Source organism: Actinorhabdospora filicis, from assembly GCF_030269765.1.
Lineage (GTDB): Bacteria > Actinomycetota > Actinomycetes > Mycobacteriales > Micromonosporaceae > Actinorhabdospora > Actinorhabdospora filicis.
The window spans coordinates 459,450-483,039 of the sequence record NZ_BSTX01000001.1; the positions used below are offsets into that span (position 1 = coordinate 459,450).

A 23,590-nucleotide genomic window follows, 5' to 3' on the forward strand; every position below is an offset into this window, starting at 1 on the left:
GTGGGAACCGGTTTAACGGTGCCGACGGCGTTCCCGGCGCGGGCCGTCATCGCCGCCCTCGCCGCCTTCGCGGCGCGGAGGGGCGTCGCCGTCCCGGCGGGGACGGTCGCCGCGCGGACGGTCGTCGCCGCCCTCACGACGGCGCGGACGGTCACCCGCGCCGCGCTCGCCCTCGGGGCGTCCCGCGGGACGCTTCGGGGGCTCCTGGCCCTCCGGGTACACCTTGTCCAGGTAGATCTTGCCGCGCGCGTCCACGTCGGCGATCTGCACCTCGATCTTGTCGCCGACGTTCAGCACGTCCTCGACCTTCTCGATGCGCTTGCCGTCGCCGATCTTGGAGATGTGCAGCAGGCCGTCGCGGCCGGGCACCAGGGAGACGAAGGCGCCGAAGGCGGCGGTCTTCACCACGGTGCCGAGGAACTTGTCCCCGACCTCCGGCAGCGTCGGGTTGGCGATGCCGTTGATGATGGCGACGGCCTTCTCGGCGGCGGGACCGTTGGTCGCGCCGACGTAGATGGTGCCGTCGTCCTCGATGGAGATGTCGGCGCCGGTCTCCTCGGTGATCCCGTTGATGGTCTGGCCCTTCGGGCCGATGACCATGCCGATCTTGTCGACGGGGATCTTGACCGTGGTGACGCGGGGAGCCGAGTCGGCCATGTCGCCGACGGCCGGGACGGCCTCGGCCATGACGTCGAGGATCGCGTGGCGGGCCTCGTTGGCCTGCTGCAGCGCGGCGGCCAGCACGTCCGACGGGATGCCGTCGAGCTTGGTGTCCAGCTGCAGCGCGGTCACGAACTCGCGCGTTCCGGCGACCTTGAAGTCCATGTCGCCGAAGGCGTCCTCGGCACCGAGGATGTCGGTCAGCGTCACGTACTCGGTCTTGCCGTCGACCTCGTCGGAGATGAGGCCCATGGCGATACCGGCGACCGGCGCCTTCAGCGGCACACCGGCGGCCATCAGCGACATCGAGGACGCGCAGACCGAGCCCATCGAGGTGGAGCCGTTGGAGCCGAGGGCCTCGGAGACCTGGCGGATCGCGTAGGGGAACTCCTCGCGGGCCGGCAGGACCGGGACGATGGCGCGCTCGGCGAGGGCGCCGTGGCCGATCTCGCGGCGCTTGGGCGAACCCACGCGGCCGGTCTCACCGGTGGAGTAGGGCGGGAAGTTGTAGTTGTGCATGTAGCGCTTGCTGGTCACCGGCGAAAGGGTGTCCAGCGACTGCTCCAGGCGCAGCATGTTCAGCGTGGTGACACCCAGGATCTGGGTCTCGCCGCGCTCGAACAGGGCCGAGCCGTGCACGCGCGGGAGGATCTTCGCCTCGGCGTTCAGCGAGCGGATGTCGCGGGTGCCGCGGCCGTCGATGCGGACCTTCTCGCGCAGGACGCGCTGGCGGACCAGCTTCTTGGTCAGCGAGCGGATTGCCGCCGAGATCTCCTTGTCGCGCTCGGGGAAGTCGGCGCCGATCTTCTCGAAGGCGACCTCCTTGATGGCGTCGAGGCGGGTCTCGCGGTCCTGCTTGTCGGCGACGGTGAGCGCCTCGGCGAGCTCGGTGGACACGGCGGCCTCGACCGCGGCGAACACGTCGTCCTGGTAGTCCAGGAACACCGGGAACTCGATGACGGCCTTCGCGGCGCGGGAGGCCAGGTCGGCCTGCGCGCGGCACAGCTCGCGGATGGCGACCTTGGAGGCCTCCAGCCCGGCGGCGACGACCTCTTCGGTCGGGGCGGTGGCGCCCTCGGCGACGAGCGCGATGGTCTTGTCGGTGGCCTCGGCCTCGACCATCATGATCGCGACCTCACCGGCGTCGGTGACGCGGCCGGCGACGACCATGTCGAAGGTCGCGCGCTCCAGCTCGGCGTGGGTCGGGAACGCGACCCAGGTGCCGTCGATGTTGGCGACGCGGGTCGCGCCGATCGGGCCGGAGAAGGGCAGGCCGGACAGCTTCGTGGACGCCGAGGCGGCGTTGATGGCCACGACGTCGTACGGGTGCGCCGGGTCGAGGGCCAGGACCGTCTCGACGACCTGGACCTCGTTGCGCAGGCCCTTGACGAAGCTGGGGCGCAGGGGGCGGTCGATGAGGCGGCAGGTGAGGACGGCGTCCTCGCTGGGGCGTCCCTCGCGGCGGAAGAACGAGCCGGGGATGCGCCCGGCGGCGTACATGCGCTCCTCGACGTCCACCGTCAGGGGGAAGAAGTCGAAGTGCTCCTTGGGGGTCTTGCTCGCGGTGGTCGTCGACAGGACGACGGTGTCACCGAGCTGGGCGAGGACGGAGCCACCGGCCTGGCGGGCGAGACGGCCGGTGGAGAAGGTGATCTCCCGGGTCCCGAACGCTCCGTTGTCGATCACGGCGGTCGCCGTGTCGGTGCCGAGCTCCACGACCTCGGGGGTCGATTCTGCGGACATGTGTGTCTACAGCTCCTTCGTGTCTGGGCACGTCGTCTCTTCTGGAGCTGTCCGCGGCCGGTCTTCGATCGAAGCGCACGGGCTGTTCTCGCCCGGACGCCACTACCGAGGACCGGTACGCCGACGGCTGCGACGTGCCGCTCTTCTCTAGTGCACGGTACCCGGGATGTACACCGGGTGACCGTATGAATCGGGGGAGCGACCTCGTGTCGCTCCCCCGATGATGGTCTTAGCGCCGAAGACCGAGACGCTCGATCAGCGAGCGGTAACGGGTGATGTCGGTCTTCTGCAGGTACTTCAGCAGGCGACGGCGACGGCCGACCAGCAGCAGGAGGCCGCGGCGGCTGTGGTGGTCGTGCTTGTGGAACTTGAGGTGCTCGGTCAGGTCGGCGATCCGCTTGGACAGGACGGCGACCTGCACCTCGGGGGACCCGGTGTCGCCCTCAGCGGTGGCGTACTGGGTCATGATCTCGGCCTTGACGGCGTTATCGAGCGCCATGATCTCCCTTAAGGGTTGTGGTGGAACAAAGGAACTTTCCGCACGTGTCCGCGGCGTCGAGCAGGCACGGGGAAACGGTCCGCACGAGACGGACTGGTCACTAGCCTAACAGGCCGAGGATTTTGCGCGTCTGGGCCACGTCCTCGGTGATCTGGGCGATGAGCGGGTCGATGCTGTCGTAGGCGCGCATCTCTCGCAGCCGGTCGGTGAAGTCGAGGGCGACCTGCTCGCCGTAGAGGTCGCCGGAGAAGTCGAGGAGGTGCGCCTCCACGGTCCGCTCGCGCCCGTGGAAGGTGGGGTTGGTGCCCACGCTGATGGCGGCCGGGATGGGCACGCCGTCCACGGCCCGGGTGAGCCACCCGGCGTAGATGCCGTCGGCGGGGATCGCGGCCTCGGCGGCGTGGTGCAGGTTCGCGGTGGGGAAGCCGAGCTGGCTGCCGCCGCGGTTGGCGCCGCGCACGACCAGGCCCGCCACGCGGTGCGGGCGGCCCAGCGCGACGGCGGCGGCCTCCACGTCCCCGGCGGCGACGAGCGAGCGCACGTAGGTGGAGCTGTAGGCGACCGTCTCGCCCTCGGCCGAGGAGGCGAGCGGGACGGCGTCCACGGTGAAGCCGAAGGCCGCGCCGAGCTCGGTGAGCCGCGCGACGTCCCCGGCGGCCTTGTGGCCGAAGCGGAAGTTCTCGCCCACGACGACCTCGGCGGCGTGCAGGTGCTCGACGAGCACGTCGTGCACGAAGGCGTCGGGGAGCACCTGGGAGAACTCGTGGGTGAAGGGGACGACGCACATCCCGTCGACGCCGAGGCCGGCGAGCAGCGCGGCCTTCTCGTCGAGGCCGGTGAGGATCGCCGGGTGGCTGCCGGGCCGCACGACGGCGGCCGGGTGCGGGTCGAAGGTCAGCACAACGCTGCGCAGGCCGCGCGCCCGCGCCGCGTCCACGGCGCGCTTGATGATCTCCCGGTGGCCGCGGTGGACCCCGTCGAACACGCCGATCGTCACCACCGAGCGCCCCCAGTCCCCCGGGGTCGCCTCAACACCACGCCATCGCTGCATGATCGCCATCTTTTCACGTCCCCGCTCCGTCCCCGCGAACGCAGTGACGATGGGCGACGCCCGCCATGATCGCGCCGCGCGCCCCGCATCAGCGAAGTCCCGGGACGCGCGCCCGCCCGCCGTCGCGGTGGGCCGGGGCGGCTGTGCGCAAGGACACGTGCACGGCGGGGCCGTCACCAAGATCCAGTAAATTTATTCCGGAACTTCTATTGCAGAAAACTTCTACTGGATCTACGCTTCTGCCATGACCGAGAAGCGCGTCATCACCGAAGCCGAGGTCCTCAAGGCCCTCACCCAGCCCATCCGCCGCCGCCTGTTCCGGCTGCTCGCCCACCTCGGCCCGAGCACCGTCGGCACCCTCGCCAAGAAGGTCGACGCCGACCCCGGTCAGATCAGCTACCACCTGCGCGCGCTGGCCAAGCTCGACCTCATCGAGGAGGCCCCCGAGCTCGCCCGCGACCGCCGCGAGCGCGTCTACCGCCGTCCCGACGGCGTGCTGTCGTGGTCCCGGTCGTCCTTCGCCGACGAGGACCGCGTGATCGTGGACGCCCTGAAGTCCGAGCTCATCTCCGACGAGTTCGAGCGCGCCCTGGCCTGGGAGCGCGATCGCGACGAGTGGCCGGCGGAGTGGCGGGACGTGGCGACCTCGGTCCAGTCGCACTTCGTGATGACGCCCCGGGAGCTGCAGGACTTCGAGGCCGAGCTGCAAGCGGTCTACCTCAAGTGGGGCCAGCTCACCCGGGACGCCCGCGACGCCGGTGACACCGAGGGCCGCGAGCGCGTCTTCCACTTCACCCACTCGTTCCCCGAACACGGCTGACCCTCCCCTGACCCCATAGCCCTTCCAGCGCCGGAGCCCGCACGCCCCGGTGCCGGGCCCCTCTGCGCCCGAACCCCTCTGCGCCCGAATCCACCCCACCACCCCACCCTGGAGCCCCTCATGGCGACCACCGCCGCCCCCGCCGAAGCCCCCGCCCCGGCCTACCGCTCCCCCTCCTACCTGCGCTACGTCACCGGCCAGGCGGTCTCCATCGTCGGCGACCAGGTCTGGTACGTGGCCCTGTCCTGGGCGGCCGTCCAGCTGGCCAGCCCGGGCGTGGCCGGGGTGATCCTCTCGGTCTCGGCGGTCCCCAGGATCCTGCTGATGCTGTTCGGCGGCGTCTTCGTCGACCGCTTCGGCCCGCGCCGGATCATGATGAGCACCAACGTCATCTGCGGTGTGACCATGCTGGCCGCCTCCGCGATCGCGCTGTGGAGCCCCAGCATCGTCCTGCTCGTCATCGTCGCGCTGGTCTTCGGCGCCGCCGACGCGCTGTTCATGCCCGCCTCCGGCGCGATGGCGCCGCGGCTGCTGGAGAAGGAGCAGTACGCCTCCGGCTCGGCGCTGCGCGAACTCGCCGGGCGCGCGGCCCTCACCATCGGCGCACCGCTCGGCGGCGCGCTGGTCGTCACCGGTGGCCTGCCGCTGGCCGCCGCGGTCAACGCGGTCACGTTCGCGGTGTCGCTGGCGGCGCTGTGGACGGTGCGTCCCCGCCCGGTCGAGTCGGAGTCGGCCGCCCCCACCAAGACCCTCACGGCGCTGCGCGACGGTTTCGCCTACCTGCGCCGCACTCCCGTCGTCGCCGGGCTGCTGGCCGTGGCGCTGCTGGTGAACCTCGGCTTCGTCGGCCCCATGAACGTCGGCCTGGCGCTGGTCTCCGAGGAGCGCGGCTGGGGTTCGAAGGGCATCGGCTGGCTGCTGGCGGGCTTCGGCGTCGGCGCCGCGCTGGCCGCGCTGGTCCTGCTGAAGGTCAAGCCGCGCGGCCGGGTCGGCTGGGTCATCGCGGTGGCCGCCACCGCGCAGGGGGTGTCGCTGATCGCGCTGGGCCTGGTGTCCTCGCTGGTCCTGGGTGTGGCGTGCACGCTGATCGCCGGCATGAGCGGCGGGCTGATGGGCGTCACGATCGGGACCGTGATCAGCACCGTCACCGATGACGCCTACCGGGGCCGCGTGTCGAGCGTGTCGATGTTCGCCAACCTGGGCCTGAGCCCCCTGGCGGTCGCCGCGACGGGCGTCCTGGTCGCCGCGACGAGCATCGAGACGACCTTCGCGATCAGCGGCGCGCTGGCCGTGGCCGGGGGCGTCCTGGTGATCGTGCTGAAGGCGACCCGGGGCACCCGGGTCTGAGGCTAACCGGCGGGGGCGAGCACGACTTCGGGTCGTGCCCGTCCCCGTTCGTCGCGTACCACGGCGATGACGTCGCCGCCGGGGCCGAAGACGGCGTGCGGGCCGTCGGCGCCGCTGACCGGGAGGGATCCGCCGTGGGACAGGGTCGCCGCCTCCTCCTCGCCGACGTCGCGGCGGGGCAGGAGGCGCCCGGCGGCCTGGGCGAGGCTCTGGTTGACGGGCGAGTCGAGTTCGGCGAGCTCGTCGAGGGTGCGGGCCTCGGTGAGGGTGAAGCCGCCGACGCGGGTGCGGCGCAGGGCGGTGAGGTGGCCGCCGACGGCGAGGGCGGCGCCGAGGTCGCGGGCGATGGCGCGGATGTAGGTGCCGGAGGAGCAGGTGACGCTGACGTCGACGTCGGTGACGCCGTCACCGGCGCGGACGCCGAGGACGTCCAGCCGGGAGATGGTCACCCGGCGGGCCTTGAGCGCGACCTCCTCGCCGGCGCGGACGCGGGCGTAGGAGCGCTTCCCGTCGATCTTGACGGCGCTGACGGCGCTGGGGACCTGGTCGATCTCGCCGGTCATCGCGGCCAGGATCCGCTCGATGTCGGCGCGGTCCACGTTGGAGGCGTCGGCGGTGGCGGTCACGTCGCCTTCGGCGTCGTCGGTGACGGTGGCCTGCCCGAGCCGGATGGTGGCGTCGTAGGACTTGTCGCTGCCCGAGACGTAGGTGAGCAGGCGGGTGGCGCGCCCGACGGCCAGGACGAGGACGCCGGTGGCCATCGGGTCGAGGGTGCCGCCGTGCCCGACCTTGCGGGTCTGGGCGAGGCGGCGCATGCGCGCCACGACGTCATGGGAGGTCATGCCGCCCTGCTTGTCGACGACGACGAATCCGGCTGGTGTCTCGGTCACGAGGGTTCAGCCTAGGTCGCGGTCCCGGTCACGGCCCATCGTCCCCCTCGCAGGCGGGCGACGAGCGCGGCGAGCCGGATGAGGATGAACAGGGTGAGCCCGGCCCACACGCCGCCGAGGCCGAGGTCGAGGGCGTAGGCGAGCCAGATGACGGGCAGGAACGCGCCGGAGGCGACCAGGATCATGTTGCGCAGGAACGCCACGTCCCCGGCGCCCATGAACACCCCGTCGAGGGCGAAGACGAGCCCGGCGAAGGGCAGCATGGCCACGAACCACGGCCACAGCACGCGCGCCTGCTCGTGGACGGCGGCGTCGGAGGAGAACCAGCCGGGCAGGAAGGACGCCCCGGCGGCGATGACGACGGCGAAGCCGCCGCCGGAGATGAGGCCCATCCAGGCGACGCGCCGGGCGGTGGCGCGGGCGCGGTGGGCGTCCCCGCCGCCGAGGTCGGCGCCGATGAGGGCCTGCGCGGCGATGGCCACGGCGTCCAGGGCCAGCGCGCAGAACATCCACAGCTGGAGCCCGATCTGGTGGGCGGCGAGGGAGGCGGCGCCGAAGCGGGCGGCGACGGTGGCCGCCGACAGGAAGCAGATCTGGAAGGCGGCGCCGCGCGCGACGAGGTCGCGGCTCAGCGACAGCTGGCGGCGCAGCATCGCCGGGTCGGGCCGGACGGGGACGCGCTCGGCGACGATGGCGCGCAGGAACATCGCGCCGGACACCGCCTGCGCGGCGACGTTGGCGATGGCCGAGCCGATCAGCCCGAGCCCGGCGACGTTGACCAGGACCGGCACGAGCGCGGCGGACAGCAGGTTCGCGCCGAGCACGTAGTACATGGGACGGCGGGTCTCCTGGACGCCGCGCATCCAGCCCTGCCCGGCCAGCGCGATGAGGATGAACGGCGCGCCGAGGACGGCCACCCGCAGCCACGTCTCGGCCTGCGCGGCGATCTCGGCGGAGTCGGGGCCGTTCCCGGCCAGCGCGCGCGTGAGCGGCCCGGCGAACACCTGGACGAGGAGCGTCAGCGCGACGCCGCCGAGCACGGCGAGCCAGGTGACCTGGACGCCCTCGGCGACGGCGGCGCGGCGGTCCCCGGCGCCGAAGTGGCGGGCGGCGCGGCCGGTGCCGCCGTAGGCGAGGACGTTGCCGAGGAAGACGGCGGTGCTCATCACACCGCCGCCGAGGGCGAGGGCGGCGAGCGGGACGCGTCCGAGGTGCCCGACGACGACGGTGTCGACGAGGATGTAGACCGGTTCGGCGGCCAGGACGACCAGCGCGGGCAGCGCCAGCGCGGCGATGCGCCGGAAGGTCACGGGGCGGGTGCGGGCGAGGGTCACGGGGCCATCCTCCCCCGAGATCGGTAACTGGTCAACACACTCTGACTAGTTACCGGACGTGGGCTGTGACACGTCCCTCCGCGGCGGCTCGCCGTTATCTGGCTGGTGAGCCGGCGGGCCCTGGGCGTAAGCTGACGCGGTGTTCACCGGTACGGCGATCTTCGACCTGCTCCTCCCCGGGGACTCCCGGTCGCTGAAGGCGAAGCGGTCCTACGTCCGCCCGATCATCGCCGTTCTGCGAAAGCTTGAGGTGGCCGTCGCGGAGGTCGGTGAACAAGACCTGCACGGGCGCGCCGCCATCGGCGTCGCCGCGGTCGCGGACGATCCGAGTCATGTGTCGGCGGTCCTCGACGCGTGCGAACGCACCGTCGCGGGGAGGCCCGAGATCGAGCTGCTGTCCGTGCGACGCCGTCTGTACGGCGCCGAGGACTAACGCGGAAGGTGTGATTTTCATGAGCGAGGCACGAGTGCGACGGCTCGCCGGGCGGGTGCAGGAGCTGACCGCCGCTGCGTTGCGCAAGCAGGTCAAGGACCCGCGCCTGGGCATGGTGACCATCACCGACGCGCGGCTGACCGCCGACCTGCGCGAGGCCACGGTCTTCTACACCGTCCTCGGCGACCCCGAGGAGCAGAAGGCCAGCACCGCCGCGCTGGAGAGCGCCAAGGGCCTCATCCGCACCAGCGTCGGGCGCGCCCTGGGGCTGCGGCACACGCCGTCCCTGACCTTCGCCCTGGACTCGGTGCCCGAGCACGTCGCGCACATCGACGAGCTGCTGGAGAAGGCGCGCAGCGCCGACGCCGAGGTCCACCGCCAGGCGGCGGGGGCCCGGTACGCCGGCGACGCCAACCCGTACCGGACCGCCGAGGACGACGACGAGATCTAGGCGGGTTCCCCGAACCACGTCCGGAGGGCCGCGCGCAACCGCGCGGCCTCTCCGTCTTCCCCGCGCCCGCTGAACGCCAGGTACCCGTCGGGCCGCACCAGCAGCGCCTCGGCCGCGACCCGCTCCACCGGCGCGGCGTGGACCACGTCGACCGCCCCCGCCCACTCGGCGGCGATCGCGCGCAGCTCGGGCCGGTCGCCGAGATCGGCGAACACCGCCCGTCCCGCCGACAGCAGCCCGGCCAGGCGCTCCTCGCCGTCACCGGTCTTCAGGCCCAGGTCCGGCGCGAAGACGCCCGCGAACGGGTCGCCCGGCACCCCCGCGTAGGCGACGTCGGCGCCACTGACCATGCCGCTGAGGAACGCGTTGACCTCGTCGAGGTGCATCAGCTCGCGGAACAACTCCCGCAGCGAGTCCACCGAAGGGTCGGGGTTCATCAGCGCGACCTGCGCCCGCACGTTGTACAGGACACGGGCGGCGACCGGATGGCGCTCGTCGTGGTAGCTGTCCAGCACCGACGCGGGAACGCGCCCCTTCACCACCCCGGCGAGCTTCCAGCCGAGGTTGACCGCGTCCTGCAAGCCCAGGTTCAAGCCCTGCCCGCCCGCCGGGAAGTGCACGTGCGCGGCGTCCCCCGCCACCAGCACCCGCCCCGAGCGGTACGTCTCGGCCTGCAGCGCGGCGTCGGTGAACCGCGTCAGCCAGCGCGGCGAGTCCATCGGCACCGGCCCGCCGCTGATGCGCTCCAGCTCGGCGCGCAGCTCATCGAGGGCCACGGGTGAGTTCCGGTCCGGGTGCGGGCCCTCGAAGCGGTAAGTGGCGACCCGGCTGTGCCCGTACGGGTTGGGCCACACCATCGTCCAGCCGCGCGGCGTCCGCTCCCAGCCCTGCGGCGCATTGTGGAGGTCCAGCAGCCGCACCTCACCCATGATCGCCGACAGCGTCGGCGCGGTGCCCGTGAACGCGATCCCCGCGAGCTTGCGCACGGCGCTGCGCGCGCCGTCGGCGCCCACCACCCACCCCGCGGTGAACACCCGCCCGTCGCCGGTGGTCACCCGCACACCGTCGCCGCCCTGGTCCAGGGCCACCACCTCCGCGCCCCGCTCCACCCGCACGCCGAAACCCGCCGCGCGCCGCTCGAAGACCCGCTCCGTGTAGGCCTGCGGACTGCCCACCAGCGCCGGGCCCTCGTCCACCACCCGCGACAGGTCCAGGTCGAACATCCCCGCGAAGTGGAACCGCACCGGCCGCCCCGGCGCCGTCCGCGCCAGCCCCGGCCCCGGCTGCACCGCTTCGAGCAGCCCGCGCCGCGCCAGCGTCTGCGCCGTGCGGTAGTGGAGCGTCCCCGCCTTCGACTCGATCGACGGCTCCAGCAGCTTCTCCAGGACGAGCACCCGCACCCCCTGCATCCCGAGCTCACCGGCGAGCAGCATCCCGACGGGACCACCGCCCACCACGAGGACGTCGGCATCGGCGACAGGACCTGCGCCGGACGGAGAGGAGGACTGCGGGGTGGTCATGACGGCCTCCGGGCCACTCGGTACGTAATTAGTCGAACAGTAGAACGGTATCAGGGGCGCGCGGCTTCCCACCGGAAGCGGGCGGTCCCGCGATCACGAACACCGGCGCGGCGCGAAGGGTTGCGGCGCGACGGCGCGGCTCGACGGCGCGGCGCGGGGCGGCCCCGTCACGGGGCGGCGCGATGCGGCACGGAGCCGCGCCGTGCGAAAACAAAAGCCCAGGTCACGCGCGACGTACGGGGCGACGGCGCGCCATCGGCGACGGCGCCGCGGCGCCGCCCGCACCGTGCCCCCACGCGCTCCTCCCCCGTGCCACACTGTCCGGCCATCCACCCCACCCCCGGGAGCCGCATGTCCACCCCCTGGCCGCTCTTCCACGCCACCGCCCGCACCGCCCGCGACCTCATCGCCTCCGCGCCCGTCGCCGCCGCCTGGGACGCCCCCGCCGCGCTCCCCGAACTCACCGTCGGCGCCCTCGCCGGCCACCTCGGCCGCCAGATCCTCAACCTGGGGCGCTTCCTCGACGTCCCCCTGTCCCCGGACACCCCCCGCATGGACCTCGCCACATGGTTCCGCGACGGCGCCGGCGGCAAGAGCGACCAGCCCCTCGACTCCGCGACCCACCGCGCCATCCGCGCCCGCGCCGCCGAGCACGCCGCGAACGGACCCGCCGCGCTCGCCGCCGAAGTCTCCGAGGCCCTCATCGCCCTCGACCGCCACGTTCCCGCCGAGGACCCCGCCCGCTGGGTCGACATCTTCGGCAACCACGCCGTCACCCTGGACACGCTGCTGACCACGCGGCTGGTGGAACTCGTCGTCCACTCCGACGACCTCGCCGTCAGCGTCGCCGCGCCCACCCCCACGTTCCCGCCGGAGGCCATGGACCGCGTCCTGGCGACCGCGACCGGCACGGCGACCTCGCCCTCCTGCGCGCCCTCACCCGGCGTGAACGCGCCCCGGAGAGCGTCTCGGTGTTCTGAGCACGAAAAACGCCGCCCGGGCAAAAGCCCGGGCGGCGTCCAAGAGACTCAGCGCACTACGCGCGCGCCTTCTCCCGCATCTCGAAGGTCTCGATCACGTCGCCGACCTCGACATTGTTGTAGTTGCTCAAGGTGATACCGCACTCGAAGCCCTCGCGGACCTCGGTCGCGTCGTCCTTGAACCGGCGGAGCGAGGCGATCGACAGGTTGTCGGCCACGATCGCGCCATCGCGCAGCAGACGCGCCTTGGCGTTCCGCTTGATGACGCCCTCGCGGACGATCGTGCCGGCGATGTTGCCGAACTTGGACGAACGGAAGACCTCGCGGACCTCCGCCGAGCCGAGCTCGACCTCCTCGTAGATCGGCTTGAGCATGCCCTTGAGGGCCGCCTCGATCTCCTCGATCGCGTGGTAGATGACCGTGTAGTACCGGATCTCCACGTGCTCGCGGTCGGCCATCTCGCGCGCCCGGTTGTCGGCCCGCACGTTGAAACCGATGATGATCGTCGAGTCGCCGGTACGGGCGAGGTTGACGTCGTTCTCGGTGATGGCGCCCACGCCGCGGTGGATGATCCGCAGCTGGACCTCGTCCGAGATCTCGATCTTCGTGAGGGCGTCTTCCAGGGCCTCGACGGAACCGGACACGTCACCCTTGAGGATGAGCGAGAGCGTCGTGCGCTCGCCCTCCTTGATCTTCTCCATGAAGTTCTCAAGGGTCGGACGGCCACGGCTCGCCGCCTGCTGGGCCGCGCGGACGCGGGCCTGGCGCTGCTCGGCGATCTGGCGGGCGACGCGGTCCTCGTCGACGACGAGGAACATGTCACCGGCGCCGGGCACCGAGGTGAGACCGAGGACGAGCACCGGACGCGAAGGACCGGCCTCGGCGACGGTGTTGCCGTGCTCGTCCAGCATCGCGCGGATGCGGCCGTGCGCGTCGCCGGCGACGATCGAGTCGCCGACCTTGAGGGTGCCTCGCTGCACGAGGACCGTCGCGACGGGACCGCGTCCCTTGTCGAGGTGCGCCTCGATGGCGACACCCTGGGCCTGGCCGTCGACGGGCGCCCGCAGGTCGAGCGCGGCGTCGGTGGTCAGCAGGACGCCCTCAAGGAGCTTGTCGATGCCGATACCGGGCTTGGCCGCGACGTCGACGAACATCGTGTCGCCGCCGTACTCCTCGGCCACCAGGCCGTACTCGGTGAGCTGCTGGCGCACCTTGGCCGGGTTGGCGTCGGGCAGGTCGATCTTGTTGACCGCCACGACGATCGGGACGCCCGCCGCCTGAGCGTGGTTCAGGGCCTCGATCGTCTGCGGCATGACGCCGTCGTTGGCGGCGACCACGAGCACGACGATGTCGGTCACCTGGGCACCACGGGCACGCATGGCGGTGAACGCCTCGTGACCGGGGGTGTCGATGAAGGTCATCGCGCGCTCTTCACCCTCGTGCTCCACCTGCACCTGGTAGGCGCCGATGTGCTGGGTGATGCCGCCGGCCTCGCCCGCCACCACGTTCGCGCGGCGGATGGCGTCGAGCAGCTTCGTCTTACCGTGGTCGACGTGACCCATGACGGTCACGACCGGCGGGCGCTGCGGCTCGTCGGAGTCGTCCTCGTCGTCGGCCAGCTCGATGCCGAAGCGCGACAGCAGGTCGCGGTCCTCTTCCTCGGGGCTGACGATCTGGACGACGAAGCCGAGGTGCTCGCCGAGAAGCTGGAGCGTCTCGTCGGTGCACGACTGCGTCGCGGTCACCATCTCGCCCAGGTTGAACATCTCCTGGACGAGGGTGCCCGGGTTGGCGTTGACCTTGTCGGCGAAGTCGGCGAGGGAGGCGCCGCGCGGGAGCCGGATCGTCTGACCCTGTCCCTTCGGGGCGCCCGAGCTCATCGTCGGGGCCGACAGGTTGTCGAACTCCTGACGCCTCTGCTTCTTCGACTTGCGGCCACGCGACGGACGGCCACCGGGACGCCCGAAGGCACCCGCCGTGCCGCCACCGCGGCCACGGCCGCCACCACCGGGACGGCCACCGCCGCCACCGGGACGGAAGCCACCGCCGCCACCGGGAGCTCCGGCGCCACCGGCACCGGCACCGGCGCCACCGCCGCCACCGGGACGGAAACCGCCGCCGCCACCGCCGCCACCGGGACGGAAGCCACCGCCACCGCCACCGGCGCCGCCGCCGCGGTAGTTACCGCCGCCACCGGCACCGCCGGGGCCGCCACGGCCGGGAGCGCCCTGACCGGGCGCGCCGGGACGGCCGCGTCCACCGGCACCGCCGGGACCGCCACGACCGCCGGGGGCGGGACGGGACGGCATCATCGACGGGCTGGGACGCGGGGGCATCATCGACGGGCTGGGACGCGGACCGCCGGGACGGTCACCGCCACCACCGGGGGCCGCGGCCTGCGGCTTCGGGCCGGGACGCGGAGCCGGGGAGGCCTGCTGGCCGCCGACGCCGAACGGGTTGCGGGGGCCGGGACGCGGGCCGGGACGGACCGCGCCGCCGCCGGGCGCGGCGGGAGGAGCCGGAGGACGGTTGCCCTCGTCGTCCTTCTTGCGCTTGGCGGCCTCCTGCGCGGCCTTGACCGCGGCCTCCTGCTCCTGCTTCAGCTTCGCCGCGCGCGCCTCGGCGGCGGCGACCTCGATGTCGTGGGCGCTGGCGGGCTTGGCCGCGGGCGCCGGAGCGGGGCGCGGCCCCGGACGCGGGCCGGGCTTACGCGCCGGCGCGACGGGGGACGCTGACTCGGCGGCCTTCTCGGCCACGGGCTCGGGCGCCGTCACCGGCGCCGGCTCGGAGGCCTCGGCCACCGGCTTCGCCGGCGTGCGCGGACCGGGACGGGGTCCCGGCCGGACCGCGGCGGGCGCGGTCGTCGTCTTGGGGGACTCCACGGCCGGGGCGGACGCCACCGGTGCCGGAGACCCATGGGTCTGTTCGGATACGTACACCTCACGCAACCGCCGGGCCACGGGGGCCTCGACGGTGCTCGACGCCGTCTTGACGAACTCGCCCAAGTCTTTCAACTTGTCGAGAACGTCCTTGCTGGAGACGCCGAACTCCTTGGCGAGTTCATGTACGCGGGCCTTGCCTGCCACTGCACTCCTCATCTTGAGGTCGTACGGGGGCTGCCCGCGCGACCTCACTTGTGCACTTGAAGCCTGGTCATTTCAGCGACTTCATCGTGTGCTCATGTCGGTCTGCCTAACCTTTGGTCGTTGAGGACGTCCGCGAACCGCGTCCGTCTTCGGTGGCCGGAGTCGCCGCCCGGGTCCGCTCGATGAACTCCGCGACGGGCGCGGTGTCCACGAGACCGGTCAAGCGCAGCGCGCGCACGAAGGCGCGGCGGCGTTCGGCCAGTGCTAGACACGCCGGATCGGGATGCACGTGCGCTCCCCGGCCCGGCAATCTGCGAGCGGGATCGACCGCCAACCGCTGACCGGTGGGCGCGTCGACCGCGGTGACCCGCAGCAACTCAATGGACCGCGCGCGAGAACGGCACCCCACACAAGTGCGAATGACCGGAGCGCGTCGGACCACAGGAAAGTCTACCGTTCCTCACCACATCGGCGGGAGTCGGCCCCGCACAGTGCGCCCGTGTCAACCACGACGGACGCCGTCTTCTTCACCGTGCACGCGTTTCGTGAGCGAGATCTCACTCCACGCGACGCCCCTCGGAGCCTCGCGGACCCGGGGGCGACGTCGTCTCAGGCCCGCTCGGCCTGACCGTCCGGCACCACGTCCGGCCGGATGTCGATGCGCCAGCCCGTCAGCCGGGCGGCGAGCCGCGCGTTCTGGCCCTCCCGGCCGATCGCCAGCGACAGCTGGAAGTCCGGAACGATCACGCGCGCGGTCCGGGTGTCCTCGTCGAGGATCTCCACCCGCAGCGCCTTCGCCGGCGACAGCGCGTTCCCGACGAACTCCGCCGGATCGGCCGCCCAGTCGATGATGTCGATCTTCTCGCCGTTCAGTTCGCTCATCACCGCGCGGACCCGCGAGCCCATCGGGCCGATGCAGGCACCCTTCGCGTTGAGGCCCTCCACGGTCGAGCGCACCGCGATCTTCGTCCGGTGCCCCGCCTCGCGCGCCACGGCGGCGATCTCCACCGAGCCGTCGGCGATCTCGGGGACCTCCATCGCGAACAGCCGCCGCACCAGGTTCGGGTGCGAACGCGACAACGTGATCTGCGGCCCACGGAAACCACGCGAGACGTGCACCACGACGCAGCGGATGCGCGTCCCGTGCTCGTACGGCTCGCCCGGCACCTGCTCCGTCGGCGGCAGCAGCGCCTCGATCTTGCCGAGGTCCACGACCACGATGCCCTTCTCGGCACGCGCCTCGTGGGCCTGGATCACACCCGTGACCAGGTCGCCGTCCTTGCCGGCGTACTCGCCGAAGTTCACCTCGTCGGTGGCCTCGCGCAGCCGCTGCAGGATCACCTGCTTGGCCGTCATCGCGGCGATGCGGCCGAAGTCGTGCGGGGTGTCGTCCCACTCGCGCACGACCGTGCCCTCCGGGCCGATCTCCTGCGCGATCACACTCGCGGCGCCGCTCTTGCGGTCGATGTCGACACGCGCGTGCGACTGCGCGCCCTCGGTGTGACGGTAGGCGGTGAGCAACGCGGTCTCGATCGCCCCGAGGATCGTATCGAAGGAGATGTCCCGCTCCCGCTCCAGCGACCGAAGTGCGGCGAGGTCGATGTGCACAGCGTTACTCCTTCTCATCCTCGGCCGCGTCGGACCGGGAGAACTCAAGCTGGATCCGGCCGGCGCCAAGCTCACCGTACGGCACCGTGGTCGTCTCGCCGGACACGTCGAGGGTGACACCCCGATCGTCGGCCTCCACGATGCGCCCCGTCACGGTGTCCTCGCCCACGCGCGCCTCGACGAGGCGCCCGACCTTCTGGCGCCAGTGCCGGGGAAGCGTCAGCGGGCGCTCGGTGCCGGGCGAACCGACCTCAAGCGTGTAAGTGCCCTGGACGAACGCCCCGTGGGCCTCCTCCTCCGCGTCCAGCGCGTTGGAGATGAGCCGCGAGACCTCGGCGACCGCGTCGAGGTTGATGCCGCCCTGCCGGTCCACCAGGACCCGCACCAGGCTCCGCCGTCCCGCCTGGGAGACCTTCAGCTCCTCCAGGTCGTACCCCGCGCCCGCGATCACCGGCGCGATGACGGACTCGATGCGCACGGCAGTCGACTCCCCCACGCGACACCTCCCACTCCGCTGTTGCGTCCGCTCGACCGTTCACCCCGTTCCGGGCGGCGGTTCTCAGACTATGGTCATCATCCGTTCAGCAGCCTAACTTGCCCCCATAGGCCGACCTCGTCACGGTGCCTGCCGCACCGATCCGTCTGCGAAACTGATCGGGTGCCAGAACCCCGACACACCCGCCGGGTAGTCCTCCTCGGCGGCCTAGCAGCGCTCGCCGCCGCCACCGTGGCCTGCTCGCCACCGCGCGCCGACATCATCGAGCACGGGCTCGACGAGGCCCTCGCCACATCCCGCGGCCTCCTCGCCCGCTACGAGACGATGCTGACCAAGGTCAGCGGCCCCAAGGCCGAGCGCCTCACCGCCATCCGCGACGACCACCGCGCCCACGCCGAACGGCTGGCCCGCTACATCGGCCCCGGCGCCGACGCCATAACCGCCGCCCCCCACACCGAGGACGACACCACGGACACCCTCCACGACGCCGAGACCGCCGCTTACGACGAGGCCCTCACCCAGTGCTCGGGCGCCGCCAACCCCCAGCACGCCCGCCTCCTCGCCTCCATCGCGGCCAACCGCGCCGTCCACGCGGCGGTGCTCAGTGGCTGAGCTCACCGGAATCGCCGCCGGCCTCGCCGCCGAGCACGCCCTCATCTACGCCTACGGCGTCGCCGGCGCCCAGATCCGCGACAAGAGCGCCCGCTCCCTCGCCGCCACCGCCGAGCAGTCCCACCGCGACCTCCGCGACGCCCTCACCGAGCACCTCTCCGCCGTCGGCGTCGAACCCCCCTCCGCCGAAGCCGGCTACACCCTCCCCACCCCGGTGACCAACGAAGACGAGGCCACCGCCCTCCTCGCCGGCCTCGAAACCGCCGCCACCACCATCTGGCGCACCGCCACCGGCGTATCCGGCCCCGACGACCGCCGCCGCTGCGTCGCAGCCCTCGCGAACGCCGCCACCCAAGCCGCCCGCTGGCGCGCCATCCGCGGCGACAAGACGACGGCACCGTTCCCGGGGGCTTGAGGGGCGAGGCCGGCTGGACGGGGCGGGCGGGCAAGGGCTGGCCGGGCCGCGAGCGAGGCGCCGCGGCGTGACGCGGCGCACGGTGACGCGACGCGACGCGGCCCCTGAGGCACCCGCCGCCCCGTGAGCTCCGCACGGCGCGGCCCAGTGGGCCCCGCTGCGGAGCGGCAGCACGGTCCGGGCCACGCCGCACGCCCGGCGCGGCCGCCCCGTACTGCGACACCGCGCCGTCACACTCACGCCGCGCCGCGCCGCGACCAGGTCATCGACCCCGACGGTGACGCCCCGCAATCCCCCTCTGGATCCGCCCAGGCCAACCCCAACCCCCGCCGACGCCGACGCCGACGCCGCACCGTGCCGTGCACCCCGCACCGGCGCCTGCCCCGCCCCGCCCCGCAGTAGGGTCGCCCGCCCGAACACCCCCGGCGCCGCCCCGCGATGTTTTCCCAGCTCACGCGCGACGCACGGAGCCCACGGGGCGGCCCCGTGGCGGCACACGGCGCCGCCCCGTCCAAGCCGCGCCGCGCCGTTGATTCCCCAGCCCGCCGTCACGCCGCGCCGCACCGCACCGCCAGCTCCCCCGCCCACTGCCACGCCCGCCCCGCCACCCGCGCCGTCGACCGGCCGATCAGGCGAGCGGCCGGTCAGCCAGCCGCTCCTACAGTCCTGCGGTCCTGCGGTCGCCTCCACCATGAACCACCCCACAGCCACAAACGCCGCACGGATCCCGCGACTTCCCTCACACCCGCCGTGCCCCACCGCACCAACATCCCGCCGCCACCACGCCACCCCACCGGCGCGACACCCAACCCCTCCCAAGCCCCGTCGGCCTCCCCAAACCGACGCCGCCCCGCACCAGGTCCGCCCCGTACAACCACGGCGCGGCTCCGCGTCACCACGGCGCCGCGCCGTATCGCGCCGACGTCGCGCGCGACCTGCGAAAACATCAGGCCCGGCCGTTTTTAGCACGGCCATGCCATACCCGGTATACCTCGCACGACGGCGCCCCGAAGCGGCGCGGCGCCGCCCCGTCACACCGCGCCGCACGCCGTCGCGCCGCCATGACGTTTCCTCAGCTCACGCGCGACGTACGGCGCACCCGCGCCGCCCCACCGACCCCACGGCGCCGCCCCGCGCGACAACGCCGCCGCCCCGCCCCCATCCACCCGCACATCCACCCCACTCCCCCGCCCCGTCAGCCCACGCCGCGCCACCACCCACACCGCCCGGCACCCCGCTCCGCCACCCCGCAGACCCGCCCACCCCACCCCCAAACCCCCCGCCCCACCCACAATCCCGCCCTACCCCATCCCCGCCACGCCCGAACATCTTGGGGTCTGCAAATCCCCCAACCCCCACATGTAGTCTGTCCCAGCCAACGGTTCACAGGAGGCACACACCTCCCGTGAGACAACAGGGAACCCGGTGCGAATCCGGGACTGTCCCGCAACGGTGAGCGGCCACGCCGCGAGTCCGGACACCTGCCGTAGGCGCGCGCGCCGCCGGCGCGCGCCGCTCCCCGGTCTCGTGGACAAGGCCGCAGCGAACGCGCGCCATGCCCGCCGCCCGCGTCCGCCCGCCCGTCCCACGCTCCGGGGACACCGGGTTGACGTACGCGAGGAGGCCGTCTCGTCATGGCAATCACCACACTGAGCAGTCCCGATCTGGACTCGCTCATCACACGCGCCGCCGAGGGCCTTCCCGACGTCGACGCCGAGCGCGTCGCGCGCGCCGTGGAATCCGGCCGCGCCCCGGGCGCGAGCCACGCCGAGGACCTGGAGCTCGCGGTGCGCTCCGCCGCCGCCCTCATCGGCGCCGACCCGCAGTACTCGCGCCTCGCCGCGCGGCTCCTCGCGCGCCTCATCCACGCCGAGGTCGCCGGTCAGGGCCTCACCGCGTTCAGCGAGTCCGTCGCCGAGGGCCACCGCCAGGGCGTCCACTCCGCGGCGCTCGCCGCGTTCACCGCGTCCAACGCCGCCGCGCTCGACGCCATCGCCGACGACGCCGAGGATGACCGCTTCGGCTACTTCGGCCTCCGCACCGTCTACGACCGCTACCTGCTGCGCCACCCCGTCACCCGCCTGGTCATCGAGACGCCGCAGTGGTTCCTCCTCCGCGTCGCCGCCGGCCTCGCCGAGACCGTGGACGAGGCCCGCGAGCTCTACGACCTCACCAGCCGCCTCTCGTACCTGCCCAGCTCGCCGACGCTGTTCAACTCCGGGACGGCGCACCCGCAGCTGTCGTCGTGCTTCCTCCTCGACTCCCCCCGCGACGAGCTTGAGGCCATCTACGGCCGCTACACCGACATCGCGCGCCTGTCGAAGTTCGCCGGCGGCATCGGCGTCTCCTGGACGCGCGTCCGCTCCCGGGGCTCGCTGATCAAGGGCACGAACGGCAACTCGAACGGCATCGTCCCGTGGCTGCGGACCCTCGACGCCAGCGTCGCGGCGGTCAACCAGGGCGGGCGCCGCAAGGGCGCGGCGTGCGTCTACCTGGAGCCGTGGCACGCCGACGTCGAGGAGTTCCTCGAACTGCGCGACAACACCGGCGACGAGGCGCAGCGCACCCACAACCTGAACCTCGCGGTGTGGGTCCCCGACGAGTTCATGCGCCGCGTGGAGGCCAACGCCGACTGGTCGCTGTTCGACCCGAAGGAGGTCCCGCACCTCACCGACCTGTGGGGCGAGCGCTTCGACGCCGCCTACGCCGCGGCGGAGGCGGCGGGCCTGGCGCGGCGCACCGTCCCGGCGCGGACGCTCTACGCGCGCATGATGCGCACCCTCGCGCAGACCGGCAACGGGTGGATGACGTTCAAGGACGCCTCCAACCGCGCGTGCAACCAGACCGCGCGCGAGGGGAACGTGGTGCACCTGTCGAACCTGTGCACCGAGATCCTCGAAGTCACCGACGATGAGACGACGGCGGTGTGCAACCTGGGCTCGGTGAACCTCGGGGCGCACGTCACCGCGACGGGCGTGGACTTCGCGGCGCTGTCGCGCACCGTGCGCACCGCGGTGCGGTTCCTGGACCGCACGATCGACCGCAGCTACTACCCGACGGACGCCGCGAAGGCGAGCAACGCGAAGTGGCGTCCGGTCGGCCTGGGCGTCATGGGCCTGGCGGACGTGTTCTTCAAGCTGCGCCTCGCCTTCGACTCGCCCGAGGCGAAGGAGCTGTCGACGCGCGTCGCCGAGGAGATCGCGCTGTCGGCCTACGAGACGTCGGCGGAGCTGGCCGCGTCGCTGGGCCGTCACCCGAACTACTTCGAGACGCGCGCGTTCGACGGTGTCCTGCACGTCGACCACTTCCCCGGCACCCCGACGTGGCAGGCGGAGCGGTGGGCGGCACTGCGCGCCCGCGTCGCAGAGACGGGGCTGCGGAACTCGCTGCTGATCGCGATCGCGCCGACCGCGACGATCGCCGCGATCGCCGGTTGCGCCGAGTGCATCGAGCCGGTCGTGTCGAACGTCTTCAAGCGCGAGACGCTGTCCGGTGAGTTCCTCCAGGTCAACCCGTACCTCATCGAGGACCTGAAGCGCCTGGGCCGCTGGGACGACGCCACCCGCGCGGCGCTGCTGTCGTCGGAGGGCTCGGTGCAGGACTTCGGCTGGCTCCCCGAGGAGCTGCGGACGCTGTACCGCACCGCGTGGGAGCTCCCGCAGCGCGCGCTGATCGACCTCGCCGCGGCGCGCATGCCGTTCATCGACCAGTCCCAGTCGCTCAACCTCTTCATGGCCGCCCCCACCATCGGCAAGCTCTCGTCGATGTACGCCTACGCGTGGCGTCAGGGCCTGAAGACGACCTACTACCTGCGCTCCCGCCCGGCGACGCGGATCGCGCAGACCACCGTCGCGGTGACGCTTCCCAGCGAAGCCGACGCCGTGGCGTGCTCCCTTGAGAACCCCGAGATCTGCGAGGCCTGCCAGTGACCGTCCCCCGCCAGCGCGACCGCCAGATGCTGCTCGACCCGGGCATGGACCTGACCCTGCGTCCCATGCGCTACCCGGACTTCTACGAGCAGTACCGGGCCGCCATCCGCAACACCTGGACCGTCGAGGAGGTCGACCTCGCCGCCGACGTCGCTGACCTCGCCAAGCTCACCCCCGGCGAGTACCACCTGGTGAAGCGCCTCGTGGCGTTCTTCGCCACCGGTGACACCATCGTCGCCAACAACCTCGTGCTGAACCTGTACAAGCACGTCAACGCCCCCGAGGCGCGCCTGTACCTGTCGCGTCAGCTGTTCGAGGAGGCCGTGCACGTCCAGTTCTATCTGACGCTGCTGGACACCTACCTCCCCGACCACGACGACCGCACCGAGGCCTTCGCCGCGATCGAGCGCATCCCGTCGATCAAGCAGAAGGGCGACTTCTGCTTCCGCTGGATCGACTCGATCGACTCCCTGGACGAGCTGCGCACCCCCGCCGACCGGCGGTCGTTCCTGCTGAACCTGATCTGCTTCGCCGCCTGCATCGAGGGGCTGTTCTTCTACGGCGCCTTCGCCTACGTCTACTGGCTGCGTTCCCGCGGCCTCCTCGACGGCCTCGCCACCGGCACGAACTGGGTGTTCCGCGACGAGTCGATGCACATGAGCTTCGCGTTCTCCGTGATCGAGACGGTCCGCAAGGAAGAACCCGAACTCTTCGACGACGAACTGACCGCCCAGGTCACCCGCATGCTGGAAGAGGCCGTCGACGCCGAAGCCGCCTTCGCCGAGGACGTCTGCGGCGACGGGCTCTCCGGCATGAACACCGCCGACATGCGCCGCTACCTGGAGTACGTCGCCGACCAGCGCCTGGCCCGCCTGGGCATGCCGACCCGCTTCGGCTCGGCGAACCCGTTCGACTTCATGGCCCTGCAGGACGTGCAGGAGCTGACGAACTTCTTCGAGCGGCGGGTCTCGGCCTACCAGGTGGCGGTATCGGGAACGGTGAGCCTGGACGAGGAGTTCTAGGCCGGCACGAGACGGCCCCGCGCCGCGGACGGCCTGGGCGTGGCGTGGCCCGCCCGCGGGCGGGCGGGCCGCGGCGCCGTCGACGAATCGCTGCGGCGCCGCCGACGGTGGAGCCCCGGCGGCGCCGCAGCGGTGATCGGAATCGACGAGAACAGAGACGAGAACAGACAAGGGGCGGGGACACCGGAACCACCGGCATCCCCGCCCCGCCGCATCGCGCTGCGCCGTGCGGCGCAGCGCAGCACCGATGCGGCGCGGTCGACCGGCGCCCGGGGCGCGGGGCGGCCCCGTGAAGAACCACGCGGCGCCGCCCCGTCCCCGAACCCACCGCGCCGCCCCACCGCGCCGCCCCACGGCGCGGCCCCGTCGAAGCCACGGCGCGGCCCCGTCAAACCGCGCCGCAGCGCCGTCGCCACCTCCCGCAGAACGAGCGTTTTCCCAGTTCACGCGCGCCGTATGCGCCGTCACGGCGCAGCCCCGTGAACGGCTGTGGCAGCCTGTCCCATCGCGCCCATTCCGTGCGGGCTACAGAATCGGCCGCTCATTGTGGACGCGGTACAGCGAAGGGCGTCCACAGTGAGGCCCGTACAGAGCACGCCGTACAAGACCACCCCACGCACCGCCTTCGCCCCCATCGGCGCGGCCCCGTCGACGCGGCGCCGCCGCCCCGTGAGCCGCGCCGCACCGTCCACAC

At 72.6% G+C, this 23,590-nt stretch carries 19 protein-coding genes and 1 riboswitch; of the genes, 9 read left to right on the plus strand and 10 right to left on the minus strand.

From position 1 onward, the window contains the following. Nucleotides 1-12: 12 nt before the first annotated feature. From QSK10_RS02110 to QSK10_RS02120, 3 genes are all read right to left on the minus strand, one after another. Nucleotides 13-2,403 (minus strand): polyribonucleotide nucleotidyltransferase, encoded by a 2,391-nt coding sequence (locus QSK10_RS02110; protein ID WP_285660855.1) that lies wholly within the window; start codon nucleotides 2,401-2,403, stop codon nucleotides 13-15. Between the two features lie 229 nt (nucleotides 2,404-2,632). Then, nucleotides 2,633-2,902, minus strand: coding sequence for a 30S ribosomal protein S15 (rpsO, locus tag QSK10_RS02115; RefSeq protein ID WP_285660856.1), 270 nt, complete (start codon nucleotides 2,900-2,902; stop codon nucleotides 2,633-2,635). A gap of 100 nt (nucleotides 2,903-3,002) precedes the next feature. Continuing rightward, nucleotides 3,003-3,953: a bifunctional riboflavin kinase/FAD synthetase gene (locus QSK10_RS02120; protein WP_285660857.1), complete on the minus strand. Its 951-nt coding sequence runs from the start codon at nucleotides 3,951-3,953 to the stop codon at nucleotides 3,003-3,005. A gap of 244 nt (nucleotides 3,954-4,197) precedes the next feature. Between QSK10_RS02120 and QSK10_RS02125 the strand changes: the two genes are divergently transcribed. Next, complete coding sequence (locus QSK10_RS02125; protein ID WP_285660858.1) at nucleotides 4,198-4,773, plus strand: ArsR/SmtB family transcription factor; 576 nt, start codon at nucleotides 4,198-4,200, stop codon at nucleotides 4,771-4,773. 120 nt (nucleotides 4,774-4,893) lie between these two features. Next, entirely contained in the window at nucleotides 4,894-6,120 is a 1,227-nt protein-coding gene (locus QSK10_RS02130) for an MFS transporter (RefSeq protein WP_285660859.1), read from the plus strand. A 2-nt stretch (nucleotides 6,121-6,122) separates the two neighbouring features. Here the strand turns inward: QSK10_RS02130 and truB are convergent, their stop codons facing one another. Beyond that, nucleotides 6,123-6,962 (minus strand): tRNA pseudouridine(55) synthase TruB, encoded by an 840-nt coding sequence (gene truB / locus QSK10_RS02135; protein WP_285662894.1) that lies wholly within the window; start codon nucleotides 6,960-6,962, stop codon nucleotides 6,123-6,125. Between the two features lie 59 nt (nucleotides 6,963-7,021). After that, a complete protein-coding gene (locus QSK10_RS02140) occupies nucleotides 7,022-8,344 on the minus strand; it encodes an MATE family efflux transporter (RefSeq protein ID WP_285660860.1) in 1,323 nt (440 codons plus the stop codon). 139 nt (nucleotides 8,345-8,483) lie between these two features. On the opposite strand from QSK10_RS02140, the gene QSK10_RS02145 reads away from it, so the two are divergent. Both QSK10_RS02145 and rbfA read left to right on the plus strand, forming a co-directional pair. Continuing rightward, nucleotides 8,484-8,777, plus strand: a complete 294-nt coding sequence (locus tag QSK10_RS02145) for a DUF503 domain-containing protein (RefSeq protein WP_285660861.1) — start codon at nucleotides 8,484-8,486, stop codon at nucleotides 8,775-8,777. Between the two features lie 19 nt (nucleotides 8,778-8,796). Then, a complete protein-coding gene (gene rbfA, locus QSK10_RS02150; RefSeq protein ID WP_285660862.1) occupies nucleotides 8,797-9,228 on the plus strand; it encodes a 30S ribosome-binding factor RbfA in 432 nt (143 codons plus the stop codon). On the opposite strand, the gene QSK10_RS02155 is transcribed toward rbfA, so the two are convergent. Then, nucleotides 9,225-10,748: an FAD-dependent monooxygenase gene (locus tag QSK10_RS02155; protein ID WP_285660863.1), complete on the minus strand. Its 1,524-nt coding sequence runs from the start codon at nucleotides 10,746-10,748 to the stop codon at nucleotides 9,225-9,227. The two genes, rbfA and QSK10_RS02155, sit on opposite strands and share 4 nt — an antisense overlap. A 351-nt stretch (nucleotides 10,749-11,099) precedes the next feature. On the opposite strand from QSK10_RS02155, the gene QSK10_RS02160 reads away from it, so the two are divergent. After that, a complete protein-coding gene (locus QSK10_RS02160) occupies nucleotides 11,100-11,864 on the plus strand; it encodes a maleylpyruvate isomerase N-terminal domain-containing protein (protein ID WP_285660864.1) in 765 nt (254 codons plus the stop codon). Here QSK10_RS02160 and infB read toward each other — a convergent pair. The 4 genes from infB to rimP form a co-directional block, all read right to left on the minus strand. Beyond that, the gene (gene infB, locus QSK10_RS02165) at nucleotides 11,785-14,814 is read right to left on the minus strand and encodes a translation initiation factor IF-2 (RefSeq protein ID WP_285660865.1); all 3,030 of its coding nucleotides are present in this window, start codon (nucleotides 14,812-14,814) and stop codon (nucleotides 11,785-11,787) included. The two genes, QSK10_RS02160 and infB, sit on opposite strands and share 80 nt — an antisense overlap. 106 nt (nucleotides 14,815-14,920) lie before the next feature. Next, on the minus strand, nucleotides 14,921-15,256 hold the full coding sequence (locus QSK10_RS02170) for a YlxR family protein (protein ID WP_349497670.1): 336 nt from the start codon (nucleotides 15,254-15,256) through the stop codon (nucleotides 14,921-14,923). Nucleotides 15,257-15,423: 167 nt separating this feature from the next. Continuing rightward, nucleotides 15,424-16,422 (minus strand): transcription termination factor NusA, encoded by a 999-nt coding sequence (gene nusA, locus QSK10_RS02175; RefSeq protein ID WP_285660866.1) that lies wholly within the window; start codon nucleotides 16,420-16,422, stop codon nucleotides 15,424-15,426. 4 nt (nucleotides 16,423-16,426) lie between these two features. Next, nucleotides 16,427-16,900, minus strand: coding sequence for a ribosome maturation factor RimP (rimP, locus tag QSK10_RS02180; RefSeq protein ID WP_285660867.1), 474 nt, complete (start codon nucleotides 16,898-16,900; stop codon nucleotides 16,427-16,429). 180 nt (nucleotides 16,901-17,080) lie between these two features. Between rimP and QSK10_RS02185 the strand changes: the two genes are divergently transcribed. From QSK10_RS02185 to QSK10_RS02200, 4 genes are all read left to right on the plus strand, one after another. Then, the gene (locus QSK10_RS02185) at nucleotides 17,081-17,530 is read left to right on the plus strand and encodes a ferritin-like domain-containing protein (protein ID WP_285660868.1); all 450 of its coding nucleotides are present in this window, start codon (nucleotides 17,081-17,083) and stop codon (nucleotides 17,528-17,530) included. Further along, nucleotides 17,523-17,945, plus strand: coding sequence for a ferritin-like domain-containing protein (locus QSK10_RS02190; protein WP_285660869.1), 423 nt, complete (start codon nucleotides 17,523-17,525; stop codon nucleotides 17,943-17,945). The genes QSK10_RS02185 and QSK10_RS02190 overlap by 8 nt, the downstream gene beginning before the upstream one ends. Before the next feature lie 1,362 nt (nucleotides 17,946-19,307). After that, nucleotides 19,308-19,448, plus strand: a riboswitch (cobalamin riboswitch). A 131-nt stretch (nucleotides 19,449-19,579) separates the two neighbouring features. Continuing rightward, complete coding sequence (locus QSK10_RS02195; protein WP_285660870.1) at nucleotides 19,580-21,874, plus strand: ribonucleoside-diphosphate reductase subunit alpha; 2,295 nt, start codon at nucleotides 19,580-19,582, stop codon at nucleotides 21,872-21,874. Between the two features lie 26 nt (nucleotides 21,875-21,900). Further along, a complete protein-coding gene (locus tag QSK10_RS02200) occupies nucleotides 21,901-22,896 on the plus strand; it encodes a ribonucleotide-diphosphate reductase subunit beta (protein WP_285662896.1) in 996 nt (331 codons plus the stop codon). The last annotated feature ends 694 nt before the right edge of the window (nucleotides 22,897-23,590 follow it).

What these genes read in the sequence shown, in the direction of transcription:
- QSK10_RS02110 (WP_285660855.1), bottom strand. Translation starts at nt 2,403, where the DNA reads ATGTCCGCAGAATCGACCCCCGAGGTCGTGGAGCTCGGCACCGACACG.
- rpsO (WP_285660856.1), bottom strand. Translation starts at nt 2,902, where the DNA reads ATGGCGCTCGATAACGCCGTCAAGGCCGAGATCATGACCCAGTACGCC.
- QSK10_RS02120 (WP_285660857.1), bottom strand. Translation starts at nt 3,953, where the DNA reads ATGCAGCGATGGCGTGGTGTTGAGGCGACCCCGGGGGACTGGGGGCGC.
- QSK10_RS02125 (WP_285660858.1), top strand. Translation starts at nt 4,198, where the DNA reads ATGACCGAGAAGCGCGTCATCACCGAAGCCGAGGTCCTCAAGGCCCTC.
- QSK10_RS02130 (WP_285660859.1), top strand. Translation starts at nt 4,894, where the DNA reads ATGGCGACCACCGCCGCCCCCGCCGAAGCCCCCGCCCCGGCCTACCGC.
- truB (WP_285662894.1), bottom strand. Translation starts at nt 6,962, where the DNA reads ATGACCTCCCATGACGTCGTGGCGCGCATGCGCCGCCTCGCCCAGACC.
- rbfA (WP_285660862.1), top strand. Translation starts at nt 8,797, where the DNA reads ATGAGCGAGGCACGAGTGCGACGGCTCGCCGGGCGGGTGCAGGAGCTG.
- QSK10_RS02155 (WP_285660863.1), bottom strand. Translation starts at nt 10,748, where the DNA reads ATGACCACCCCGCAGTCCTCCTCTCCGTCCGGCGCAGGTCCTGTCGCC.
- QSK10_RS02160 (WP_285660864.1), top strand. Translation starts at nt 11,100, where the DNA reads ATGTCCACCCCCTGGCCGCTCTTCCACGCCACCGCCCGCACCGCCCGC.
- QSK10_RS02195 (WP_285660870.1), top strand. Translation starts at nt 19,580, where the DNA reads ATGGCAATCACCACACTGAGCAGTCCCGATCTGGACTCGCTCATCACA.
- QSK10_RS02200 (WP_285662896.1), top strand. Translation starts at nt 21,901, where the DNA reads ATGCTGCTCGACCCGGGCATGGACCTGACCCTGCGTCCCATGCGCTAC.